This window comes from Pseudoduganella sp. (assembly GCF_041914865.1).
Classification (GTDB): domain Bacteria; phylum Pseudomonadota; class Gammaproteobacteria; order Burkholderiales; family Burkholderiaceae_D; genus Rugamonas.
Window position 1 is genome coordinate 11,303 of the sequence record NZ_JAYSCO010000034.1, and the last position, 21,499, is coordinate 32,801.

The window sequence follows — 21,499 nt, forward strand, 5'->3', positions numbered from 1 at the left end:
CAACCGCACAATGGGGCCCCTTGGGCACCATTTGTCCGATTGTCAGACCTGACCCCGAATCTGGTGTGCTATCCTCTGCGCGCTTGTAACAACAGAGAGATGCCATGTTCCGACTGTCTTTGCCTGCGGCAGCGCTGGCTGCAGCGTTCGCGCTGCCCGCCTGGGCCCAGGATCCACTGAGTTATGCCCGTTACGACCAGGTGCGCACCACTGACCTGCACCTGGACCTGAAAGCCGACTTCGCGCGCAAGACGCTGGCCGGTTTCGCCGAGCTGTCCCTGAACTGGATCGACAAGTCGGCGCGCACCCTGGTGCTCGATACGCGCGACCTGAAGATCGCGCGGGTGCAGGTGCAGCGCGCCGATGGCAGCTGGGCGCCGGCCTCCTTCATGCTGGACAAGACGGATGCGAAGAAGGGCCGCGCGCTGCGCATTGCGCTGCAGGAGCAGCCGGGCAAAGTGCGCATCCATTACCGCACCGCCCCCACCGCCAGCGCGCTGCAGTGGATGAGCCCTGCGCAAACGCTGTCGGGCAAGCGTCCCTTCATGTTCAGCCAGTCGCAGGCGATCGAGGCGCGCTCCTGGGCGCCGGTGCAGGATACGCCAGCCGTGCGCTTCACCTACAGCGCGCGCGTCGATGCGCCGGCCGGCCTGCGCGTGGTGATGAGCGCGGAAGGCGACCAGCACGCGACCGGCAAGGGCGGCTGGAAGTTCAGGATGCCGCAGCCGATCCCGGCCTACCTGCTGGCCATCGCCATCGGCGAGATCGAACTGCGCAACCTGGGTCCGCGCACCGCCGTGTACGCGGAGCCGGGCCGCATCGACGCCGCGGCCTGGGAACTGGCCGATACCGAGAAGATGGTGAACGCGGCGGAGGCGCTGTACGGTCCCTACCGCTGGGGGCGTTATGACATGCTGGTGCTGCCGCCATCGTTCCCGATCGGCGGCATGGAAAACCCGCGCATGACCTTCCTGACCCCGACCATGATCGCTGGCGACCGCAGCCTGAACGACCTGATCGCGCACGAGCTGGCGCACAGCTGGTCCGGCAACCTGGTCACCAACGCGTCGTGGAAGCACTGGTGGCTGAACGAGGGCTTCACCACCTACGTCACCACGCGCATCGTCGAGAGCTTGTACGGCAAGGAAGTGGCGGAGCTGAACCTGCAGGTGGAGCAGGCCGAGGCCATCGCGTCGCTGAAGGATATCCCGGTCGCCAAGCAAGCCTTGCTGACCAAGGATGCCGACACCAACCCGGACACCTATACCGACGAGGGCCTGGCTTACCCGAAAGGGGCCTGGCTGCTGCACACGCTGGAGCAGCGCGCCGGGCGCGAGGTCTTTGACCCGTTCCTGCGCGGCTGGTTCGACCAGCACGCCTTCAAGTCGGCGACGACGGAGGAATTCGTCGATTACCTGCGCAAGAACCTGCTGGCCAGGAACCCGGCCATCATGGGCGACGCCGAGCTGGATGAGTGGCTGCACGGCAGCGGCATCCCGGCCAGCGCGCAGCGCGTCAATTCGCCACGCCTGGCGGCGCTCGATGCCAAGCGCGAAGCCTGGCTGAAGGGCGAGCTGGCCACCAGCGCGCTGGAGCCGCAGGGCTGGATCGCGCTGGAATGGATGCACTTCCTGAACGGAATCGATGGCAAGGCCAGCGCGGCGCAGATGAAGGAGCTGGACGAAGCCTTCAAGCTGCGCGATACCAGGAACAATGAAATCGGCTTCCGCTTCTACCTGGCCTCGGTGCATGCCGGCTACGGCGTGCGCGAGCCGCTGAACGCCTTCCTGCTGAGCGTGGGCCGCCAGAAGTTCGTGGTGCCGCTGTACAAGGCGCTGCTGGCCAACCCGAACGAGGCGGCATGGGCCAAAGCGGTCTTCGCCAAAGCCCGCCCGCGCTACCATCCTGAGACCCAGGGTTCCGTCGACAAACTGATGAAGAAATGAACATGCTGAAGAAACCTCTCGCCGCTGTGCTGTTGCTGGCCTTCGCCGCCGGCGCCGCCGTCAATGCTCCCGCTCTCGCCGCGCCGGAAGGCACGGTGGCCGCCAGCGCGGCCAGCGCGCCCGCCTTCGACCTGGCGCGCGACGTCAACCTGGCGCTGAAGACCTTTGACGTGCCGGGCATGGCCATTGCCATCGTCAAGGACGGCAAGGTGGTGGCAACGCAGGGCTTCGGCGTGCGCAAGCTGGGCGACCCGGCGCCGGTTACCGCCAAGACCCTGTTTGAGATCGCCTCCAACTCCAAGGCCTTCACCGCCGCCGCGCTGGCGCAGCTGGTGGACGAGGGCAAGCTGGCCTGGGATGATCCGGTCACCAAGCACCTGCCCAGCTTCCAGATGGCCGATCCGTACGTGACCCATTCGATGACCGTGCGCGACCTGCTGGTGCACCGCAGCGGCCTGGGACTGGGCGCCGGCGACCTGCTGTGGTGGCCGACCACCACCTTCAGCACCGATGAGATCATCGAGCGCCTGCGCCATGTGAAGCTGGCCACCAGCTTCCGCAACAACTACGCGTACGACAACCTGCTCTACATCGTGGCGGGCAAGATCATCGCGCAGAAGTCCGGCAAGAGCTGGGAGGAGGCGACCCGCGAGCGCCTGCTGGCGCCCCTGGGCATGAACGGCTCCACCACCGACGTGGCGGATATGCTGAAGACTGCCGACTACTCGGCGCCGCACAGCAAGATCAATGGCAAGGCCGCCGTGGTGAAGCCGATGCCGGTGCAGAACGCAGTGGGCGCGGTCGGCATCCAGACCAATGCCGAGGATGTGGCGAAGTGGATGCAGGTGCTGCTCAACGAGGGCAAGCTGGAAAACGGCAAGCAGCTGTTCAGTGTGAAGCAGGCGCGCGAGATGTGGGCGCAGCAGACGCCGATGAAGATCAGCGAGCCGAAGCCGCCGCTGGCGGCCACCAAGCCGAATTTCGCGGCCTACGGCCTGGGCTTCCAGCTGCGCGACTACCGCGGCCGCAAGCTGGCCATGCACGGCGGCGCGCTGCAGGGCTTCTATTCGCGCATCGTGCTGGTGCCGGAGGAGAAGCTGGGCGTGGCCATCTTCACCAATGCCGAAAACGGCCCGTCCATGACGGCGCTGCAGTGGCGCATCCTCGACCATTACATGGGGGTGGCGCCGACCGACTGGATCCAGCGCTACGCCGAGATGGAAGCCGAGATGCACAAGGAGGAAGTGGCGCGCCAGGGCAAGCTGACGGCGGGCCGCGCGGCGGCGTCCAAGCCTTCGCTGCCGCTGGCGTCCTATAACGGCGACTACAACGACGCCTGGTATGGCACGGTGAACATCAAGCAGGAAGGCGGCAAGCAGGTGATGACCTTCACCCGTACGCCGGACCTGACCGGTACGCTGGAACACTTCCAGCACGATACCTTCATCGTGCGCTGGAAGGAGCGCAACTTCAACGCCGATGCTTACGTGACCTTCTCGCTGAACCCGGACGGCAGCATCGACAGCATGAAGATGGCGCCGGTTTCAACCGAGACCGATTTCAGTTACGACTTTGCGGATTTGTCGTTCAAGCCTGCGAAAAAATGACAAATTTCCGACAATATTGAAACCAAACGTGAGGATCTCCCATGTGCGCGTGCAGCATAATGACGGCAGTGCTGTGTACATGGGAGTTTGAATGACTAGCCTGATTCTATCGATTGCCGCCGTGTGCGGCGGTTTATCCGTAGCGGTGTATGGCTTCGTTACCTTGATGAGCCACCTGCAGTCCCGCTAGGAAGTTCCAGTTCGAATACCTTGCGCTTGCGCGCCGCGATTTCAGTCAGGGCGCGCCGGAATGCCGGGTAGCCGTTTAAAAGCTTGTCGTAGCTGCCGTCCGCCATCGCAAGCTTCAATCCCTTCTCCACCCGATCCGCCATTGCGCGGTTTTCGCGGCTCACAAAGAAATAGAACGGCACTTTGTAGTGCAGGAAAATGGTCGGCTCGACCATCAAGCCTTCCTTGCCGTGCTGCTGCTCCTCCGCCCACGCCTCATGCACGCCGCGCGGCATATAGTCGAAGCGCTTCGCCTTCAGCATGGGGAAGAGCGAGTTGTAGTTGACGGCCGTTTCCACCTTCAGCCCATTGTGGCGCAGAACGTCCACCGAAGGCCAGTTGACGCCGGCGCCCGCGCTCAGCTGGCGCAGGTCGTCCAGGGTGCGCACGGCGCGGAAACGGGCCGCGTCCTCCTTGCGGATCAGGAACACGCGGTAGTCGTTCAGGTCGCGTACCAGCGAAATGCGGATCGGCAGCAGCTCGCGCTCGCGCTGCGCATCGGTGCCGTCCCACATGATGTTGATGACGCCGTTGCGCCTGATTTCCAGCGCGCGCCGCGGCGTGGTCAGCTCGTGCGGATAGAACTCGATGCTGAACGGGCCTGCGGTCTTTTCCAGCGCAAGGCGCAGCAGCTGCGGGAAATAGTTGGCCTGCGCCTCGGCGCCCGGCGCGACGGAAGGCAGGATGAAGCGCATGGGTGGCGCGGCTTGCGGCGTCGCAGCAGCGGCCAGGGAGGTTGCTGCCGCCAGCAGCAGGCCGGCGGCAGCGCGTTGCAGCATTTTCAGCACTTACTGCGGCTTGACGAACTTCAGGGTCATGCGGTCGCTCTCGCCGATGGCGGCGTATTTGGCGCGGTCCTTGTCCTTGTTGGTGAAGGTTGGCGGCAGCGCCCACACGCCGTTTTCATGGTTGGCGGTGTCTTTCGGGTTGGCGTTGACTTCCGACTTGGCCACCAGCTTGAAGCCGGCCTGCTCGGCCATCTTGATCACATAGGCTTCGTGCATGTAGCCGCTGCTGGCTTTGGCGTCCTGCGTCATGGCGGCCGGCAGGCGGTGCTCTTCCACGCCGAAGATGCCGCCCGGCTTCAGGCTGTCATAGATGCTGGCCATCAGCTTCTTCATGTTCTCGTCGCCGGTGCCGATCCAGTTATGGATATTGCGGAAAGTGACCACCATGTCCGCGCTGCCTTTCGGCGCGAAGTTGTACACGCCGTTGCCCGGCTCAAAGGCACCCAGCACCACCTTGTCGCGGCCCGGCTGCTTGGCCAGGAATTCCTGGAAGCGGGCGGCGCCCTTGCGCACGTTTTCGCTGGCCGAATCCGGGGTGGCGCCGGCGGTGATCAGCTTGCCCTGGTCGCGCAGGTAGGGGGCCAGGATCTCGGTGTACCAGCCGCCGCCCGGCGACAGCTCGACCACGGTCATGTTCGGCTTGATGCCGAAGAAGGTCAGCGTTTCATAAGGGTGGCGGTACTGGTCGCGCTTGACGTTGTCCGCATTGCGGGTCGGGCTGGCGATGGCCGCTTTCAGGGCCGGGTCGGCCAGGGCAGCGCCGGAAAAACTGGTGAAGCCAACGGCCAGCAAGCCGGCCAGGACGTACTGTTTCATGCAGGAGTCTCCTTTTTCGTTGGACGGGCGACGCGGCAAGTCCGGTCGCCCGGGGACTTGATGATCGGGCAAGCTGGCCGCCCGGTCAAGTGTCCGCGCGGACGGTGAGCGGACACTAGGCGGACAGTTGCCGGAAAAAAATGGGGGCGGAAAAAATGGGGATGAAAAATGGGGACGTACCCCATTTAAAGATGAATCTCCTTTAAATGGGGTACGTCCCCATTTTTCATCCCCATTTTTTTGCAATTGTTTCTGCTTTGTACAAGCTTTACACAATGGCATAAAAATTGCGTACGATTGGACTCCTGCAAGCTGTCTTAGGTAAAAACGATAACCCTGGAGAGACTATGGAACGACGTGCATTCCTCAATCTGAGCGGCGGGGCAATGGCCGCCATGATGATGCCTTTTGGCCGCGCCATCGCGGCCGACGAGCTGATCAAGCCCGTGGAAGTGAAGTTCAAGAAGATGCTGGCGGATACCGCGCTGACCGCGGCCACCCAGGCCGGCGCCAGCTACTGCGACGTGCGCATCGGGCGCTACCTGAACCAGTTCATCACGACCCGTGACCTGAACATCGAAAACGTCACCAATACCGAGTCCGCAGGCGTGGGCGTGCGCGTGATCGCGAACGGCGCCTACGGCTTTGCCGCAACCAGCGATATGTCGCCGGATGGCGTGGCCGGCGCGGCGCGCCAGGCGGTCGCCATCGCCAAGGCCAATGCCAAGCTGCAGGCGGCCGGCGTGCAGCTGGCGCCTACCCCGGGCGTGGGCGAGGTGTCCTGGGCCACCCCGATCAAGAAGGATTGGCGCACCGTGCCGATCAAGGAGAAGGCGGACCTGCTGATCACCGCCAACAAGGGCGCGCTGGAATCGGGCGCTTCCTTCATCCAGTCCTTGCTGTTCCAGGTGAACCAGCAGAAGTATTTCGCTTCCACCGACGGTTCCTATATCGACCAGGACCTGCACCGCCTGTGGGTGCCGTTCTTCGCGACCGCCGTCGACAAGTCGACCGGCAAGTTCCGCGCGCGCTCGGACCTGGGCACCCCGGTCGGCATGGGCTATGAATACCTGGACGGCCGCAAGGAAGACAAAGTCAAGGCGGCGGGCGGCGTGGCCACCCTGTATAACCGTTCGTATGACCTGATCGAGGACGCCAAGGCGGCCGGCCGCCAGGCCAAGGAAAAGCTGTCCGCCAAGTCGGTGGAGCCGGGCAAGTACGACCTGGTGCTGTCGCCGGAGCATATGTGGCTGACCATCCACGAATCGGTGGGCCACCCGACCGAACTGGATCGCGTGCTGGGCTACGAGGCCAATTTCGCCGGCACTTCCTTCGCCACCCTGGACAAGCAGCAGTCGAAGAAATTCAAATACGGCTCCGACCTGGTCAACATCGAGGCGGACAAGGTGATCCCGGGCTCGCTGGGCGCGGTCGGCTACGACGACGAAGGCGTCAAGTGCAAGAAGTGGGACATCATCAAGGACGGCATCCTGGTCAACTACCAGGCCACGCGCGACCAGGCGGCAGTCATCGGCGAGAAAGAGTCGCACGGCTGCTCCTACGCCGATTCCTGGAGCAATGTGCAGTTCCAGCGCATGCCGAACGTGTCCCTGAAAGCGGGCAAGAAGAAGCTGACACCGGACGAGCTGGTGAAGGACGTGAAGAAGGGCATCTACATCGTGGGCGCCGGTTCCTTCTCGATCGACCAGCAGCGCTACAACTTCCAGTTCGGCGGCCAGCTGTTCTACGAGATCAAGGACGGCAAGATCGGCCAGATGCTGGAAGATGTGGCCTACCAGTCCAACACCCAGGAGTTCTGGAACGCCTGCCATTCCATGTGCGACGAGCGCGATTGGCGCATGGGCGGTTCCTTCTTCGACGGCAAAGGCCAGCCGATGCAGGTGAGCGCGGTGTCGCACGGGTCCTCGACCACCCGTTTCAACGGCATCAACGTGATCAACACCGCCCGCAAAATCGGCTGATCCTGGAGGATAGACTATGAAAATCCTGAACCAGGAAGAGACCAAGCGCATCACCGACAAGGTCATGTCGCTGAGCAAAGCCGACGAATGCATCGTCACCATCAACGGCGCCCGCACCGGCAACATCCGCTATGCGCGCAATGCGGTATCGACGGCCGGGCTGGTGGAAAACACCCAGCTCACGGTGTCGGTCGCTTTCGGCAAGAAGCAGGGCACGTCGGTCATCAACGAGTTCGACGACAAGTCGCTGGCCAAGGCTGTGCAGCGCGCGGAGGAACTGGCCAAGCTGGCGCCGGAGAATCCGGAGTTCATGCCGACGCCGGACAAGCAGGCGTTCAAGGCTTCCAGCACCTTCAGCAAATCGACCGACGCCATCGACCCGGATTACCGGGCGCAGGTGGCCGCCTACAGCATCGAGGCGTGCAAGAAGAAGGGCCTGGTGGCTGCCGGCTTCTTCACCGACCAGTCTTCGTTCGAGACCGTGGCCAACTCGCGCGGCGTGTTCGGCCACCAGGCGCAGACCGGCATCGACTTCACCTGCACCGTGCGCACCGAGGACGGGCGCGGTTCGGGCTGGGTGCGGCGCGATGCAAACGACGTGAACCGCTTCGATCCGCGCGCGGCGGCGGAAGTGGCGATGGAAAAAGCCATCCGCTCGGCGGAGGCGAAGGCGCTGGAGCCGGGCCGCTACACCGTGATCCTGGAGCCGGCGGCGACTTCCGACCTGTTGGCGTATATGTTCAACAGCTTCGACGCGCGTTCGGCCGATGAGGGCCGCAGCTTCCTGGCCAAGAAGGGCGGCGGCAACCGCATGGGCGAGAAGCTGTTCGACGAGCAGGTGAACGTGTGGGCCGACCCGTGGGACAAGGATATCCCGGTACTGCCTTGGGATAACCAGACCTTGCTGGCGCGCGAGCGCATGGACATCATTAAGAACGGCAAGATCGCATCCCTCGGCTATTCGCCGTTCTGGGGCAAGAAGCAGGGCCAGCGCGCGGTCGGCACGCCGGGCAATATCATCATGGCGGGCGGCTCCAAGTCGACCGAGGAGCTGATTGCTTCGACCAAGAAGGGCATCCTGGTGACGCGCACCTGGTATATCCGCATGGTCGATCCGCAGACCGTGCTGCTGACCGGGCTGACGCGCGATGGCACGTTCTATATCGAGAACGGCAAGATCAAGCATCCGGTCAAGAACTTCCGCTTCAACGAGTCGCCGGTGACGATGCTGAACAACATCGAGGAGCTGGGCCGGCCGGAAGTGCTGGCGGGCGACGAGTCGCAGTTCCAGCTGTTGATTCCGGCGATGAAGGTGAGGGACTTTAACTTTACCTCGTTGTCGGACGCTGTTTAAACCCGGTAAACCAGGGTCAGACCCAAGGGTCTGACCCCGGCCCGCGACCGCCGTGTAGTCAGGGTCGGACCCTTGGGTCCGACCCTGGTTTGCCGGGGTAAGTATTTTGGAGTAATTGTGGAACGCAGATCCTTCCTGAAAGTCGCCGCCGCAGCTGGCGGCACCATGCTGGTCCCCGTCTTCGGCAACGCCATCGCCGCCGAAGACCTGATGAACCCGATGGCGCGCAAGTTCAAAAAAGAACTCGCCGACGCCGCGCTGAACGCCGCCACCAAGGCCGGCGCCAGCTACTGCGACGTGCGCATCGGCCGCTACCTGAACCAGTTCGTCACCACCCGCGACACGCGCGTGGAAAACATCGTCAACACCGAATCGACCGGCGTCGGTGTGCGCGTGATCGCCAACGGCGCCTATGGCTTCGCCGCCACCAATGCCCTGACCGTGGACGCCGTGGCCGATGCCGCGCGCCAGGCGGTCGCCATTGCGCGCGCCAACGCCCGCCTGCAGACCGCGCCGGTGCAACTGGCCCCGGTCAAGGGCGTGGGCGAAGTCGCGTGGCAGACGCCTTTCAAGAAGGATTGGCGCAGCGTGCCGGTCAAGGAGAAAGCCGACATGCTGCTGGCCGCGAACAAGGCCGGCTTGGATGCCGGCGCCTCCTTCATGACCTCCAGCCTGTTCCAGGTCAACCAGCAGAAGTACTTCGCGTCCACCGACGGTTCGTACATCGACCAGGACGTGCACCGCCTGTGGTCCCCGTTCACCGCCACCGCAGTGGACAAGGCGACCGGCAAGTTCCGCACCCGTGATGGCCTGTCCTCGCCGGCCGGCATGGGCTTTGAATTCTTCGACGCCAAGCCGGAGCACAAGGTGCGCGCGGCGGGCGGCGTGACGCAGCTCTATAACGGCGGCTACGACATCATCGAAGACGCCAGGGCAGCCGGCAAGCAGGCGCGCGAGAAGCTGTCGGCCAAGTCGGTCGAGCCGGGCAAGTACGACCTGGTGCTGTCGCCGGAACACCTGTTCCTGACCATCCACGAAAACGTCGGCCATGCCACGGAGCTGGACCGCGTGCTGGGCTATGAAGCCAACTACGCCGGCACCTCCTTCGCCACGCTGGACAAGTGGAAGGGCAAGAACTTCAAGTACGGCGCCGATATCGTCAATTTCTTCGCCGACAAGACCACCCCGGGTTCGCTCGGCAACGTGGGCTACGACGACGAAGGCGTGGCGTCCAAGAAGTGGGACATCATCCGCAACGGCATCCTGGTCAACTACCAGGCCACACGCGACCAGGCCCACATCATCGGCGAGAAGGAATCGCACGGCTGCTCCTACGCCGACTCCTGGAGCAGCGTGCAGTTCCAGCGCATGCCGAACATCTCGCTGGAGGCGGGCAAGAAAGCCCTGTCGCCGGACGATATGGTGAAGGACGTGAAGAAGGGCATCTACATCCTGGGCCGCGGCTCCTACTCGATCGACCAGCAGCGCTACAACTTCCAGTTCGGCGGACAGCTGTTCTACGAAATCAAGGACGGCAAGATCGGCCAGATGCTGAACGACGTGGCCTACCAGTCGAACACCCAGGAATTCTGGAATTCCTGCTCGGCGATCTGCGACCAGAAGGACTGGCGCATGGGCGGCTCCTTCTTCGACGGCAAAGGCCAGCCGAGCCAGGTCAGCGCCGTTTCGCACGGTTCCTCGACCACCCGCTTCAACGCTATCAATGTGATCAACACTGCCCGCAAGATTGACTAAGGACGCGACATGAAACTCTTGAGCAAAGACGAAGCAAAAAGCATCTGCGACAAAGTGATGGCCATGTCCAAGGCCGACGAGTGCCGCATCAACCTGAGCGGCAGCCGCAAGGGCAATGTGCGTTACGCCAACAACAGCGTGTCCACCGCCGGCCAGGTGGAGGACACCACCCTGGTGGTGAGCGTCGCTTTCGGCAAGAAGCAGGGCTCCGCCACCTGCAACCAGTTCGACGCCAAGTCGCTGGAAGCGGCGGTGCGCCGCGCCGAGGAAATCGCGCGCCTGGCGCCGGAGAATCCGGAGTTCATGCCGGCCGTTGGCAAGCAGGACTTCAAGGCGACCAATACCTTCAACCGCAATTCGGACGCCTTCAACCCGGACTACCGCGCCGATGTGGCGTTCGCCAGCATCGAGGCGGCCAAGAAGGCGGGCCTGCAGGCGGCGGGCTTCTTCAACGACAGCGTGGGCTTTGACTGCATCGCCAACTCGAACGGCGTGTTCGGTTTCCAGGAGCTGGCGGGCCTGAACTTCACCGTGACCACCCGTACCAACGACGGCAAGGGTTCGGGCTGGGTCAGCCGCGCCGCCTACGATCCGAAGGCGTTCGACCCGCGCGCCGCTTCCGATATCGCGATCGAGAAGGCGCTGCGTTCGGTGGACGCCAAGGCGCTGGAGCCGGGCCGCTATACCGTGGTGATGGAGCCTGCCGCCACCAACGACCTGCTGAACTTCATGTTCAACGCCTTCGACGCGCGTTCGGCCGACGAGGGCCGCAGCTTCCTGTCCAAGAAGGGCGGCGCCAACCGCCTGGGCGACAAGCTGTTCGACGAGCAGGTGAATGTGTGGACCGATCCGTGGGACCCCAACGCGCCGGTGCTGCCGTGGGACCAGGGCTCGATGCAGGCGCGCGCGCGGCGTGACCTGATCAAGGGCGGCGTGATCACCTCGCTCGATTACAACCGCTTCTGGGCGCAGAAGCAGAACAAGGCGGCTACTCCGCCGGCGGGCAATATCATCATGGCCGGCGGCTCCAGGTCGACCGAGGAGCTGATTGCGTCGACCAAGAAGGGCATCCTGGTGACCCGTACCTGGTATATCCGTATGGTGGACCCGCAGTCGGTGGCGCTGACCGGGCTGACCCGCGATGGTACTTTCTATATCGAGAACGGCAAGATCAAGCACCCGATCAAGAACTTCCGCTTCAACGACAGCCCGGTGTCGATGCTGAACAATATCGATGAACTGGGGCGTCCGGTGCTGATCGGCGATACCGATGCGCGCAAGCTGATGATTCCTGCGATGAAGGTGCGGGACTTTAACTTCACTTCGCTGTCGGATGCGGTTTGAACCCGGAAATGCGGGGTCAGACCCAAGGGTCAGACCCTGTCCGCGCAGCCTGCATTGGCAGGGTCCGACCCTTGGGTCGTACCCTGGTTTTCCGGGGTAAGACATGCCAGCCTACGACTTCTACTTCACCCGCCTGACCTACGAGTCGGGCGACTGGGACGTCGATATACGGATGCCCAGCAACGTGCTCAACTCCCTGGTCGAATACACGACCCTGAAAGTTGACCCGGTAGAGCGCATCGTGGCCCTGTCCGACCCGAAAATGCTCGAAGCCCCGTTCTGCTACCTGGCCGGCCACAAGCTGGTGCAGTTCACCCCTGCGGAGCGGAAGAACTTCGAGCGCTACGTGAAGGGTGGCGGCTTCGTCTTCGTCGACGACTGCAACCACGACATCGACGGCCTGTTCGCCAAATCGTTCGAAGCGGAAGTGGCAAAGATCTTCGGCGCCAAGGCGTTGCGCAAGATCCCCAACAACCATCCGCTGTATTCGGCCTTCTTCAAGTTCGACGGCCCGCCGAATACCTCGATGGAGCTGAACGGCTGGGGCGACGACCTGGTGCACGACTACCTGAAAGCGGTGGAATTCCAGGGCCGCATCAGGCTTTTGTATAGCAACAAGGACTATGGCTGCGAGTGGGACTACGACTTCCGCAACAAGCGCTGGCTGGCAATCGACAACACGCGCTTCGCAGTCAATATCATTCAATACGCGTTGGGAGCATGACCGTGGCTGAAAGCGGCTGGAGCGAGAACGAAATCGGCGTACTGCACGCCAAGGTAAAGGCCTTGAAGGCCAGCATGGGCAAGGTCATCATCGGCCAGGAGCAGGTGATCGACTCGCTGATCATCTGCCTGCTGGGCGGCGGCCATGCGCTGGTGGAGGGCGTGCCGGGCCTGGGCAAGACGCTGCTGGTCAAGTCGCTGGCGCAGGCCACCGACATGGAGTTCCGCCGCGTGCAGTTCACGCCGGACCTGATGCCGTCCGATATCGTCGGCACCGAGATCCTGGAAGAGGACCATGCCACCAAGAAGCGCGAGTTCCGTTTCCAGCAAGGACCGGTGTTCACGCAAGTGCTGCTGGCGGACGAGATCAACCGCGCGCCGCCCAAGACCCAATCGGCGCTGCTGGAAGCGATGCAGGAGCGCTCGGTGACCTTCGCCGGCCAGACCCACAAGCTGCCGCGCCCGTTCTTCGTGCTGGCGACGCAGAACCCGATCGAGCAGGCCGGCACCTACCCGCTGCCGGAGGCGCAGCTGGACCGCTTCCTGCTGCACATCGACGTCGGCTACCCGACCGAGGACGAGGAAATCGCCATGGTCTCGGCCACCACCCACGCCGGGCTGAAAGACGCCGAGCCGGCGATGGACGTGGCGACCCTGCTGCGCCTGCAGGCGCTGGTGCGCGATATCGAAATCGGCGAGCACCTGCTGCGCTACGCCACGCGCCTGGTGCGCGCCACCCGTCCGCGCGAGACCACGGTGGAGGCGGTGAAGAAGCACGTCGGCTGGGGCGCCGGTCCGCGCGCCGGGCAGGCGCTGGTGCTGGCGTCCAAGGCGCGCGCCCTGATGCAGGGCCGCCTGGCGGTAACGCGCGAGGACATCGGCCACATGCTGCTGCCGGTGCTGGCGCACCGCGTGCTGCGCAACTTCGAGGCGGAGGCGGACGGCATCGCCATCGCCGACATCCTGGCCGCGCTGCGCGACGCCATCAAGCCTGAATAAGCCGCGCACCGAGCATGCTGGAAACCCCTGCGCTGCTGGCGCACTCCGCCGACCTTGAGCTGGTGATCCGCCATGTGCTGGCGGGTCTCGGCCATGGCATCCATGCGGGCCGCGAACGCGGCGCCGGCGTCGAATTTTCGGAATACCGTGCCTACGCGCCCGGCGACGAGTGGCGCCGCGTGGACTGGAAGCTGCTGGCGCGCGCCGACCGCTACTACGTGCGCGAGGCGGAGCGCGACAGCCATGTGGCGGCCTGGCTGGTGCTGGATGCCACCGCCTCCATGGCCGAGCCGAGCCGCCGCGTGGATGGCCTGAGCAAGCACTGGTTTGCGCGCACCGCGCTGGCGTGCGTGGCGGCGATCGCGCAGCGCCAGGGCGACGCGTTCGGCCTGCTGGTGCTGTCGGGCGGGCGCATCGAGTTCACGCCGGCGTCGCGCGGGCCGCGCCAGCTGCAGCGTGTGCTGGCCGCCTTGCAGCGCGCCACGCCGTCCGGCGCATTGCCCGATGCCGAAACGCTGCGCGCCAGCCTGCATTTCGCACGCTCGCAAAGCATGGTGTTTGCCGCTTCCGATGCGCTGGACTGGCCGTCGCCGCTGGGCGAGGCGCTGGTGCGCCTGCGCCATATGCGGCACGACGTGCGCCTGCTGGCCCTGCGCACCGAGGCCGAGGTGGAAGGGCATTTCCCGCAGGGACACGCCTACCGCGACCCGGAGGCGGGGACGGGGCTGCACAGTTTCAGCCGCTCCGAGCGCGACCATTACCGCGCGGCGCTGGAAAGCCACTTCGATGCCGTGCGCAGCGCGTGCCGCCAGCACGACGTGCCGTTGTGCGAGGCGCGCATCGAGCAGCCGCTGGGCGAAGTCCTGCGCGCCTGGCTGCGCAACCCGGAGGCACGGCGGCCATGACCAGCATGCAGCCTTTGTGGTGGTTCGCCCTGCCGCTGCTGTTGCTGCCGGTGTGGTGGCATATGCGCAAACGCGAACGCACGCGCACCGACCTGCTGGCCACGGCGCGCTTCCTGCCCGCCGCCACGCCGCAGCAGCAGCGCATGCTGCGCTGGTCCGATGTGCCGCTACTGCTGGCGCGCCTGGCGCTGCTGCTTGCACTGATTGCCTGGCTGGCGGTGCTGGCCATGCCGTGGAAAGGCGATACCGTGTTTGTCGCCGCATCTGTCGAGCGCTCCGCCTGGGCCGAGCAGCAGATCCAGTCTGCCGGCATGGGCGGCGCCGAGCGCCAGCCGCTGCCGGACGACGCATGGCACTGGCTCGCGCGCCATGAGCACGAATGGCGCCCGGAAGCGCGCTTCCTCATCCTCGCCCCGGCCACATCCGCCGCCGCCGCCATGCCCGCGCTGCCGCCGCGCCTGGCCCATCCCGTCGACCTGCGCATCGCGCCGGCCACGCCCGCCGCGGCGGCCGCCGTCCCTGCGGCGGAGCGCGCACCGCGCGCGCGCCACATCGTGGTCGTGGCGCCCGCCGCGCGGATGCCCCAGTGGCAAGCCCTGTTCGCCGCTTTCGGCACGGCAGCCGACGGCGCCAACCGCTACATCCTGGGCGACGCGCCCCGGCCCGAAACGGAACTGATCGTCTGGGACAAGGCCGACGCGGCGCCGCCGCCGGACTGGAAGGCGCAACTCTGGTGGCGCACCGGCGCTGCCGCCGGCGAGACGCACAGCCCGCAAGGCACCATCTGGAGCGCCGCGCAATGGCCGCTGCAAGACATCGAGGCCGCGCGCGCCCTGTACGAACGCTGGCAAGCCGCCACCGCGCGCCCCGCGCCGTACCCGCTGCCGGCGCAGCAGTTCAGCGCCGCGCGCCAGAAGCCGCTGCCGGCGCCGCTGGCCCGCTCGCCCGAATGGCTGGCCTTGGCCCTGCTGGCATTGTTTGCAATTGAAAGGATACTGACCCATGCACGCCGCCGCAGCTGACCACCTGGCCAGCGTGCGCCAGCGCATGCTGCAAGCCCTGATCCGGCGCCGCGCCGCCAGCTGGCTGCTGCCGCTGCTGCCGGCCGCCGCACTGGCGGCCGCCATCCTGGCCGGTGCCTTCGGCCCTGCCGGCAGTGCCAGTGCCGCACGCGACGGCCGGACGCTCAGCCTGACGATCCCCCTGGCCCTGGCCGCCGTAGCCCTGCTCTGGGCCGCCGCCGACTTCGCCCTTTGGCGCCGGCGCATCGAGGAGCAGCTCCCGGCCTGGCTGAACGACGCCGTGCCGGAACTGGAAGACAGCAGCGCCCTGCTGGCCGCCGCCCCAGCGACGCCACTGGGCGCCTTGCAGCGCAACCGCCTGCTGGCGCGCATCGACAGCGCGCTGGATGAGGAGCGCCTGCACAGCATCGCCCGGATAAAGGCCCGCTTCAATGCCATTCCCCTGGCGCTGGCGGCGGTGGCGGCGGCCGCCGCATGGGCCTATGCCGCCGCCCACTCGCCACAGCGCATCGCCCCGCAAGGCGGCAGCGAAGCCACCAAGGCAGCCATCGCAAAGAGCGGCATCAGCCTGCACGCCGTGCCACCGGCCTACACCGGCGCCCCATCGAGCGAAGGCGCGCCGCGCGACCTGCAAGTGCCGCAGCACAGCAAGCTGCGCTGGTGCGCCCACGGCGCCGACGCCGCGATTGAACTGAGCGATGGCCACACGCTGCAGGCTGCGGCGGGGGCATGTGCCGAGATGCTGGCCAGCGATTCCGTCTTCTGGCGCAGCCGCAAAGACCCGGCCCAGCGCTACACCATCCGCGTCACGCCGGACCAGGCGCCGCAAGTGGCCATCACGGCGCCCAACGAATCGGTCACCGTGCTCAAGCCGGATGCGCAAAGCGCGCAGATCAGCGTCAGCGTCAGCGACGACTACGCCATTGCCAAAGCCACGCTGCATATGACGCTTGCGCGCGGCAGCGGCGAGAACATCCGCTTCACCGACAAGGAAAGCCCGCTGCCGGCATCGTCCGACCCGCGCAAGCGCAGCTGGAGCAGGCAGTGGATGCTGAAAGAGCTGGGCATGGAGCCCGGCGATGAGCTGTACTTCTTTGTGCGCGCCAGCGACAACGCGCCCGAGCCGCACATCGCCCAGTCGCCCACCTACACGCTGCGCTTGCCCGGCCTGCAGGGCGAGGCGCTGGAGTCGACCGCGCTGCCGTCCATGGTGAAACCGGAAAACCTGCGCAGCCAGCGCCAGATCATCATCGACACCGAGCAGCTGGTGGCCGACATGCCGCGCATCGGCGCCGCCGAACTGCGCGCGCGCAGCGAGAAGATCGCCGGCGACCAGGCCAAGCTGCGCCTGCGCTATGGCCAGTTCCTGGGCGAGGAATCGTCGCTGTTCGGCGATGAGGAGCATAGCGAGGGCGACGGCCATGAGCACGGCGGCGCCGGCGCGGGCGGACCGACCCATGGCCCAGGCGGCTTCGGCACCGGCGATATCGCCGCCCAGTTCGGCCACGCGCACGACCAGGAAGGCAATGCCACCATCTTCGACCCGGCCACCAAGGAAGTGCTGCGCCGCGCACTGGCGGCCATGTGGGACGCCGAGAAGCAGCTGCGCGCCATCGCGCCGAAGCCGGCGCTGCCGCCCGAGTACAAGGCGCTGGGCGCGATCAAGGAGCTGCAGCAGGCCGAGCGCGTCTACCTGCACCGCACCGCCTTCGTGCCGCCCGCCATCAAGGAAGAGAAGCGCATGAGCGGCGACATGGCCGGTGCGGCCAGCTACCGCCGCGCGCAGGGCGCCGCCAATGAATTCGTGCCGGCCGACTTGCGCGAGCTGGTGCGGGTGCTGGGCGGCGACGGCGCGCTGCCGGCGCTGTGGAGCAAGCCGGCGCGGGAAGCCGTGGCGCGCATCGCCGATGAGGAACAGCGCCTGGCCGCGCAGGCAGCGGTGCAGGATGTGGCCGACGGCTGCCAGCCGTGCCGCGCCCAGCTGCGCGCCTGGCTGCGCGCGACGGTGACGCAGCCGGCCGTCCTGCTGCAGGCGCGGCCGCAGGCGCAGACGCGCTTTGGCCAGGTATTGCAAGGGAAGGAAGCGCCTTGAACGTGGATATCAACCTGCTGTGCGGCGGCGCCGCGGTGGCGGGCGCCGCCAGTGCCCTGCTGTATGCGCGCGGCAAGCGCTGGACGGATGCCGGCCTGGCGACCGTGGCCGGCGCCGCGCTGGCGGCGCTGCTGGCGGCACCGGCGGCGCCGGATCGAGCAGGGCAGGCCGTCGTGCTCGATAGCGAGGACTGGGGCAAGGGCGGCGCCGTGCTGCCGGGCGAGCGCCTGGCCGCCGCGCTGGCGGCCTTGCCGGCAGCGTCCAGCGTCCAGCTGCAGGGCCATGGCCTGCACGAGGCGCAATGGCGCGACCTGCCGGTGCGCCCGCTGCAGTGGACCCCGGCGGCCGACGGTCTGCTCTGGCTCGACTTCCCGCGTGCCCTGCCGCTCGGGCGCGCTTTCGCGCTGACCGTGCGGCGCGGCGGCAGCGCGCAGGCGGGCTGGCGCCTGCAGCTGCTGGCCGAGAACGGGCAGGTGCTGGGCGAGGCGCGGGCCGCTGCGGCGGCGCAGTCCTTGACGGTGCAATGGCAGCCGCCGATGCCGGAATCCATGGTGCTGCAGGCGCGCCTGCTGGACAAGGATGGCAAGGTCTTCGCGCAAGGCCCGGTGCCGCTGCGCGTGCTGGATGCCGTGCCGCTGCAGGTGCAGGGCCGCTTTGGCGCGCCGTCCTTCGACACGCGCGCATTGAACCAGCTGCTGACGGATTCCAACGCCATCGTCGATTGGCAGACCACGCTGGGCAAGTCGCTCACGCGCAGCGAAGAAGCGCGCGCACCGCTGGCGCATCCGAACGCGCTGGTGGCCGATGCGGCCTGGCTGGAGCGCGGCGGCTTGCGCAGCGCGCTGGCGCAGGTGGCGCAGGGGTTGCCGCTGCTGGTGCTGGGCGGGAATGCCGACGATGCCGCGCTGTGGCAGCGCGAGCTGGGCCTGCGCCTGGCGGCGCAGTCGGCCACCACCGAGCAGGAGGAAGTGCGCCGCCTGGCCTTGCCGGGAGCGACGCTGGCCTTCGCGCCGGGCGCGCAGTTGCCGCAAGGCGGCGCCGGCGCCTGGCAGGCCGTGGCGCGCGACAAGGATGGCAAGCCCTGGCTGTGGCAGCGCAGCTGGCAGAAGGGCCGCATCCTGTGGCTGGGCGTGCGCGACTGGCACCGCCATGCGATCAGTGAACCGGCAGCGTTGGGCGCGTGGTGGCAGCAGGTGATGGACCTGGCGGCAGCGGGCAGCGAGCAGAAAGTGCGCTGGATCGATGCGCAGCCGATGCCGTTGCCGGGCTTGCGCAGCGAAGTATGCGCGCAGGGCGTCGCCAGCGGCGGCACGCTCAGCGCAGGGCAGGAAACCTTGCGCTGGCAGGCGCGCAGCGAACGCGCGGATGCGGCGTGCGCGGCGTTCTGGCCGCGCGCGGCCGGCTGGTTGCCGCTGGCCAGCGGCGACGAGCACAGCGAGATGTATGTGTTCGGCGCGCAGGATTGGCCGGCCTGGCAGGCCGCCCTGCGGCATGATGCGACGGCGCGCTATGCGGCGCAGGCAGCCCAGCCGGTCGCGCGCGGCCTGGCGCGCGCGCAGGATGGCAGCGGCGACGCCGGCGCGCGCCCTGGCGCGGGGTGGCTGGCGGCCATGGCCGGCGCCGTGCCGCGCTGGTTGCTGGGACTGGCCTTTGCGGCCAGCATGCTCGCGCTCTGGTGGCGCGAGCGTCGTTGACAGGTCAGGCCGCGCTGGCCCACGCGCGCACATAGGCCGGCGCCGCCACCGTGCAGGCCGGGTCGGGCACCGGCGCGCCGCGCTGGTGGGTGAACGGCAGCTCGCCGGCCCAGGCCGCGATGCCCATGTCTTCCTCGTCATCCTCCGGGCCGCCGCTGCGCACCTTGCACGCCGCCTCGGCCAGCGCAATGCGCAGCACCGTGGTGGCCGCATGCTCCTTGTCGCTGCCGCCGCGCACTTCCGCGTTGCGGCCCGGCGCCAGGTGGTCCATGAAGGCGTCCAGCGCACGGCGCTGCTCGGCCTCGTCCACCATTTCAAAGCGGCCGTAGATCATGACCGAACGGTAGTTCATCGTGTGGTTGAAGGCCGAACGCGCCAGCACCAGCCCGTCCAGGAGGGTGATGGTGACGCAGGCATCCTGCGCCATCAGCTGCTTCAGCATGCGGCTGCCGTTCGAGCCATGGATGTAGAGGTGGTCGCCTTCGCGCCAGCAGGCGGTCGGGATGCAATGGGCGCCGTGCCCGTCGCTGAAGGCGATATGGCAGATGTAGGCGGCGTCGACGATGGCGCGCACCAGCTCAGGTTCATAGGCGGCATTGCCGGCGCCACGACGCACGCGGGTGCGGTCGGATGGGGGATGTGATGTTTTCATGGCAACGGAATATAATCAGTTGATGGCCCCTGCAACAGGTCCAGGGGTATGCAAAACCATGGAGCCACGTTTTTGGATTACGCACTGCTGATCGCCAGTTTCACCGCCAGCCACGGCCACCACGGCTGGCCGCGCCAACGCCTGCTGCACGAATGCCTGCGCGCCGCCATCCGCGATGGCACGCTGGCGCCGGGGACGCGCCTGGTGGCCACGCGCGCCCTGGCGGCGGAGCTGGGCGTGGCGCGCAACACGGTGCTGTATGCCTACGAGCAGCTGGCCAGCGAAGGCTATGTCGCCACAGGCCGCAGCGGCACCGTGGTCGCCGCGCTGGCCGGCGGGCGGCCGCGCCAGGCCAGCAGCGCGCTGCCGTACCGGGGCTTGTCGCAGCGCGCGCAGAACCTGCGCAACCTCACGGTGTCGGCCGCCATCGGCGCGCCCTTCGTGCCGGGCGTGCCCGACCTGCCCAGCTTTCCGATCGGCCTGTGGCGCCGCATGCTGGAACGCGCCTGGCGCAACCTGCCGACGGACAAGCTGAATTACGGCGACCCGTGCGGCGAACCGGTGCTGCGCGAAGCCATCGCCGACTACCTGCGCGCCTCGCGCGGCGTGGTGTGCGAGCCGGCGCAAGTGTTCATCACCGACGGCAGCCAGAGCAGCCTTGACCTGTGCGGGCGCGCCTGCGCCGACGCCGGCGAGACGCTGTGGATGGAAAATCCCGGCTACGGCGGCGCCATGGCCGCCTTCCGCGCCGCCAGCCTGCGGCTGGAAGCGATCGACGTTGACGAGGAAGGCATTGCACCGCGTCCGCAGGACTGGCAGGAACGCCCGCCGCGCCTGATCTACACCACGCCCTCGCACCAGTACCCGACCGGCACCGTGCTGTCGCTGGCGCGCCGCCTGGCCCTGATCGACGGCGCGCGCGCCTGCGGCGCCCTGATCATCGAGGACGACTACGACAGCGAATTCCGCCACGACGGGCCGCCGCTGGCCTGCATGCAGGGCCTGCAGCCGGATGCGCCGGTGCTGTACTGCGGCACCTTCAGCAAGACCATGTTCCCCGGCCTGCGCATCGGCTACCTGGTGGTGCCGCCCTGGCTGGTGCAGCCGCTGGCGGCGATGCGCCAGCAATCGGCGTCGCGCGGGCGCGCGGCCGACCAGCTGGCGCTGGCCGAGTTCCTGCGCAGCGGCCAGTTCGCGCTGCACCTGCGCCGCATGCGCCGCCTGTACCGGGAGCGGCGCGACGCGCTGGTGCAGGCCCTGCACACGCACCTGGGCAGCATCGCCAGCGTGCAAGGGGCGTCGGCCGGCATGCACCTGTCGCTGCGCTGGCACGACCCGCGCCTGTCGGACGTGGACATCAGCCGCCGCATCCGCGCCACGGAAGGCATCGTCGCCAATGCCCTGAGCGTGCATGCGGTGGGGGAGCACAGCAACTGGCATGGCCTGGCGCTGGGCTACGGCCAGGTGGCGCCGGCGCAGATGGATGGCCTGGTGCGGCGCCTGGCAAGTGTTGTACACCTCGCAGCTTATGAAAATTTCCGCCAAAAGTTCAAATAGTTGATCATTTCGAACGACCGCTTGTTTTTAGAATG

At 66.8% G+C, this 21,499-nt stretch carries 16 protein-coding genes; 13 read left to right on the forward strand and 3 right to left on the reverse strand.

The genetic code is table 11. The features are described from left to right. Window positions 1-104 precede the first annotated feature (104 nt). Together ACE3TQ_RS16235 and ACE3TQ_RS16240 are read left to right on the forward strand one after the other, a co-directional pair. On the forward strand, window positions 105-1,946 hold the full coding sequence (locus tag ACE3TQ_RS16235) for a M1 family metallopeptidase (RefSeq protein WP_374583323.1): 1,842 nt from the start codon (window positions 105-107) through the stop codon (window positions 1,944-1,946). Window positions 1,947-1,948: 2 nt separating this feature from the next. After that, window positions 1,949-3,553: a serine hydrolase gene (locus tag ACE3TQ_RS16240; protein ID WP_374583324.1), complete on the forward strand. Its 1,605-nt coding sequence runs from the start codon at window positions 1,949-1,951 to the stop codon at window positions 3,551-3,553. 158 nt (window positions 3,554-3,711) lie between these two features. Here the strand turns inward: ACE3TQ_RS16240 and ACE3TQ_RS16245 are convergent, their stop codons facing one another. Together ACE3TQ_RS16245 and ACE3TQ_RS16250 are read right to left on the reverse strand one after the other, a co-directional pair. Then, window positions 3,712-4,560, reverse strand: a complete 849-nt coding sequence (locus ACE3TQ_RS16245) for a substrate-binding periplasmic protein (protein WP_374583325.1) — start codon at window positions 4,558-4,560, stop codon at window positions 3,712-3,714. A gap of 9 nt (window positions 4,561-4,569) precedes the next feature. Then, on the reverse strand, window positions 4,570-5,385 hold the full coding sequence (locus tag ACE3TQ_RS16250; RefSeq protein WP_374583326.1) for a class I SAM-dependent methyltransferase: 816 nt from the start codon (window positions 5,383-5,385) through the stop codon (window positions 4,570-4,572). Window positions 5,386-5,732: 347 nt separating this feature from the next. Here ACE3TQ_RS16250 and ACE3TQ_RS16255 point away from each other — a divergent pair, with 347 nt between their 5' ends. From ACE3TQ_RS16255 to ACE3TQ_RS16300, 10 genes are all read left to right on the forward strand, one after another. Further along, on the forward strand, window positions 5,733-7,367 hold the full coding sequence (locus ACE3TQ_RS16255) for a TldD/PmbA family protein (protein WP_374583327.1): 1,635 nt from the start codon (window positions 5,733-5,735) through the stop codon (window positions 7,365-7,367). 16 nt (window positions 7,368-7,383) lie between these two features. Beyond that, window positions 7,384-8,721 carry a TldD/PmbA family protein gene (locus tag ACE3TQ_RS16260; RefSeq protein WP_374583328.1) on the forward strand — a complete coding sequence of 446 codons (1,338 nt, stop codon included), beginning with the start codon at window positions 7,384-7,386 and terminating at the stop codon, window positions 8,719-8,721. A 117-nt stretch (window positions 8,722-8,838) separates the two neighbouring features. After that, entirely contained in the window at window positions 8,839-10,476 is a 1,638-nt protein-coding gene (locus ACE3TQ_RS16265) for a TldD/PmbA family protein (RefSeq protein WP_374583329.1), read from the forward strand. Window positions 10,477-10,485: 9 nt separating this feature from the next. Beyond that, window positions 10,486-11,820, forward strand: coding sequence for a TldD/PmbA family protein (locus ACE3TQ_RS16270; RefSeq protein ID WP_374583330.1), 1,335 nt, complete (start codon window positions 10,486-10,488; stop codon window positions 11,818-11,820). 103 nt (window positions 11,821-11,923) lie between these two features. Next, the gene (locus tag ACE3TQ_RS16275; RefSeq protein ID WP_374583331.1) at window positions 11,924-12,544 is read left to right on the forward strand and encodes a DUF4159 domain-containing protein; all 621 of its coding nucleotides are present in this window, start codon (window positions 11,924-11,926) and stop codon (window positions 12,542-12,544) included. Continuing rightward, on the forward strand, window positions 12,541-13,542 hold the full coding sequence (locus ACE3TQ_RS16280; RefSeq protein ID WP_374583332.1) for an AAA family ATPase: 1,002 nt from the start codon (window positions 12,541-12,543) through the stop codon (window positions 13,540-13,542). Before ACE3TQ_RS16275 ends, ACE3TQ_RS16280 begins: the two co-directional genes overlap by 4 nt. A gap of 14 nt (window positions 13,543-13,556) precedes the next feature. Further along, window positions 13,557-14,447 (forward strand): DUF58 domain-containing protein, encoded by an 891-nt coding sequence (locus tag ACE3TQ_RS16285; RefSeq protein ID WP_374583333.1) that lies wholly within the window; start codon window positions 13,557-13,559, stop codon window positions 14,445-14,447. Continuing rightward, the gene (locus ACE3TQ_RS16290; RefSeq protein WP_374583334.1) at window positions 14,444-15,469 is read left to right on the forward strand and encodes a hypothetical protein; all 1,026 of its coding nucleotides are present in this window, start codon (window positions 14,444-14,446) and stop codon (window positions 15,467-15,469) included. Before ACE3TQ_RS16285 ends, ACE3TQ_RS16290 begins: the two co-directional genes overlap by 4 nt. Further along, on the forward strand, window positions 15,450-17,561 hold the full coding sequence (locus ACE3TQ_RS16295) for a hypothetical protein (protein ID WP_374583335.1): 2,112 nt from the start codon (window positions 15,450-15,452) through the stop codon (window positions 17,559-17,561). The genes ACE3TQ_RS16290 and ACE3TQ_RS16295 overlap by 20 nt, the downstream gene beginning before the upstream one ends. Before the next feature lie 2 nt (window positions 17,562-17,563). Continuing rightward, window positions 17,564-19,255, forward strand: a complete 1,692-nt coding sequence (locus ACE3TQ_RS16300) for a hypothetical protein (RefSeq protein ID WP_374583363.1) — start codon at window positions 17,564-17,566, stop codon at window positions 19,253-19,255. A 4-nt stretch (window positions 19,256-19,259) separates the two neighbouring features. Here ACE3TQ_RS16300 and ACE3TQ_RS16305 read toward each other — a convergent pair whose 3' ends face one another. Further along, window positions 19,260-19,907: a pyridoxamine 5'-phosphate oxidase family protein gene (locus tag ACE3TQ_RS16305; RefSeq protein ID WP_374583336.1), complete on the reverse strand. Its 648-nt coding sequence runs from the start codon at window positions 19,905-19,907 to the stop codon at window positions 19,260-19,262. Between the two features lie 72 nt (window positions 19,908-19,979). Between ACE3TQ_RS16305 and ACE3TQ_RS16310 the strand changes: the two genes are divergently transcribed. Beyond that, the gene (locus tag ACE3TQ_RS16310; RefSeq protein ID WP_374583337.1) at window positions 19,980-21,464 is read left to right on the forward strand and encodes a PLP-dependent aminotransferase family protein; all 1,485 of its coding nucleotides are present in this window, start codon (window positions 19,980-19,982) and stop codon (window positions 21,462-21,464) included. The last annotated feature ends 35 nt before the right edge of the window (window positions 21,465-21,499 follow it).

Bases quoted from the DNA above. Each gene is read 5' to 3' on its own strand.
- ACE3TQ_RS16270 (WP_374583330.1), top strand. From the start codon at position 10,486: ATGAAACTCTTGAGCAAAGACGAAGCAAAAAGCATCTGCGACAAAGTG.
- ACE3TQ_RS16305 (WP_374583336.1), bottom strand. From the start codon at position 19,907: ATGAAAACATCACATCCCCCATCCGACCGCACCCGCGTGCGTCGTGGC.
- ACE3TQ_RS16295 (WP_374583335.1), top strand. From the start codon at position 15,450: ATGCACGCCGCCGCAGCTGACCACCTGGCCAGCGTGCGCCAGCGCATG.
- ACE3TQ_RS16255 (WP_374583327.1), top strand. From the start codon at position 5,733: ATGGAACGACGTGCATTCCTCAATCTGAGCGGCGGGGCAATGGCCGCC.
- ACE3TQ_RS16285 (WP_374583333.1), top strand. From the start codon at position 13,557: ATGCTGGAAACCCCTGCGCTGCTGGCGCACTCCGCCGACCTTGAGCTG.
- ACE3TQ_RS16280 (WP_374583332.1), top strand. From the start codon at position 12,541: ATGACCGTGGCTGAAAGCGGCTGGAGCGAGAACGAAATCGGCGTACTG.
- ACE3TQ_RS16275 (WP_374583331.1), top strand. From the start codon at position 11,924: ATGCCAGCCTACGACTTCTACTTCACCCGCCTGACCTACGAGTCGGGC.
- ACE3TQ_RS16260 (WP_374583328.1), top strand. From the start codon at position 7,384: ATGAAAATCCTGAACCAGGAAGAGACCAAGCGCATCACCGACAAGGTC.
- ACE3TQ_RS16240 (WP_374583324.1), top strand. From the start codon at position 1,949: ATGCTGAAGAAACCTCTCGCCGCTGTGCTGTTGCTGGCCTTCGCCGCC.
- ACE3TQ_RS16250 (WP_374583326.1), bottom strand. From the start codon at position 5,385: ATGAAACAGTACGTCCTGGCCGGCTTGCTGGCCGTTGGCTTCACCAGT.
- ACE3TQ_RS16245 (WP_374583325.1), bottom strand. From the start codon at position 4,560: ATGCTGCAACGCGCTGCCGCCGGCCTGCTGCTGGCGGCAGCAACCTCC.
- ACE3TQ_RS16235 (WP_374583323.1), top strand. From the start codon at position 105: ATGTTCCGACTGTCTTTGCCTGCGGCAGCGCTGGCTGCAGCGTTCGCG.
- ACE3TQ_RS16290 (WP_374583334.1), top strand. From the start codon at position 14,444: ATGACCAGCATGCAGCCTTTGTGGTGGTTCGCCCTGCCGCTGCTGTTG.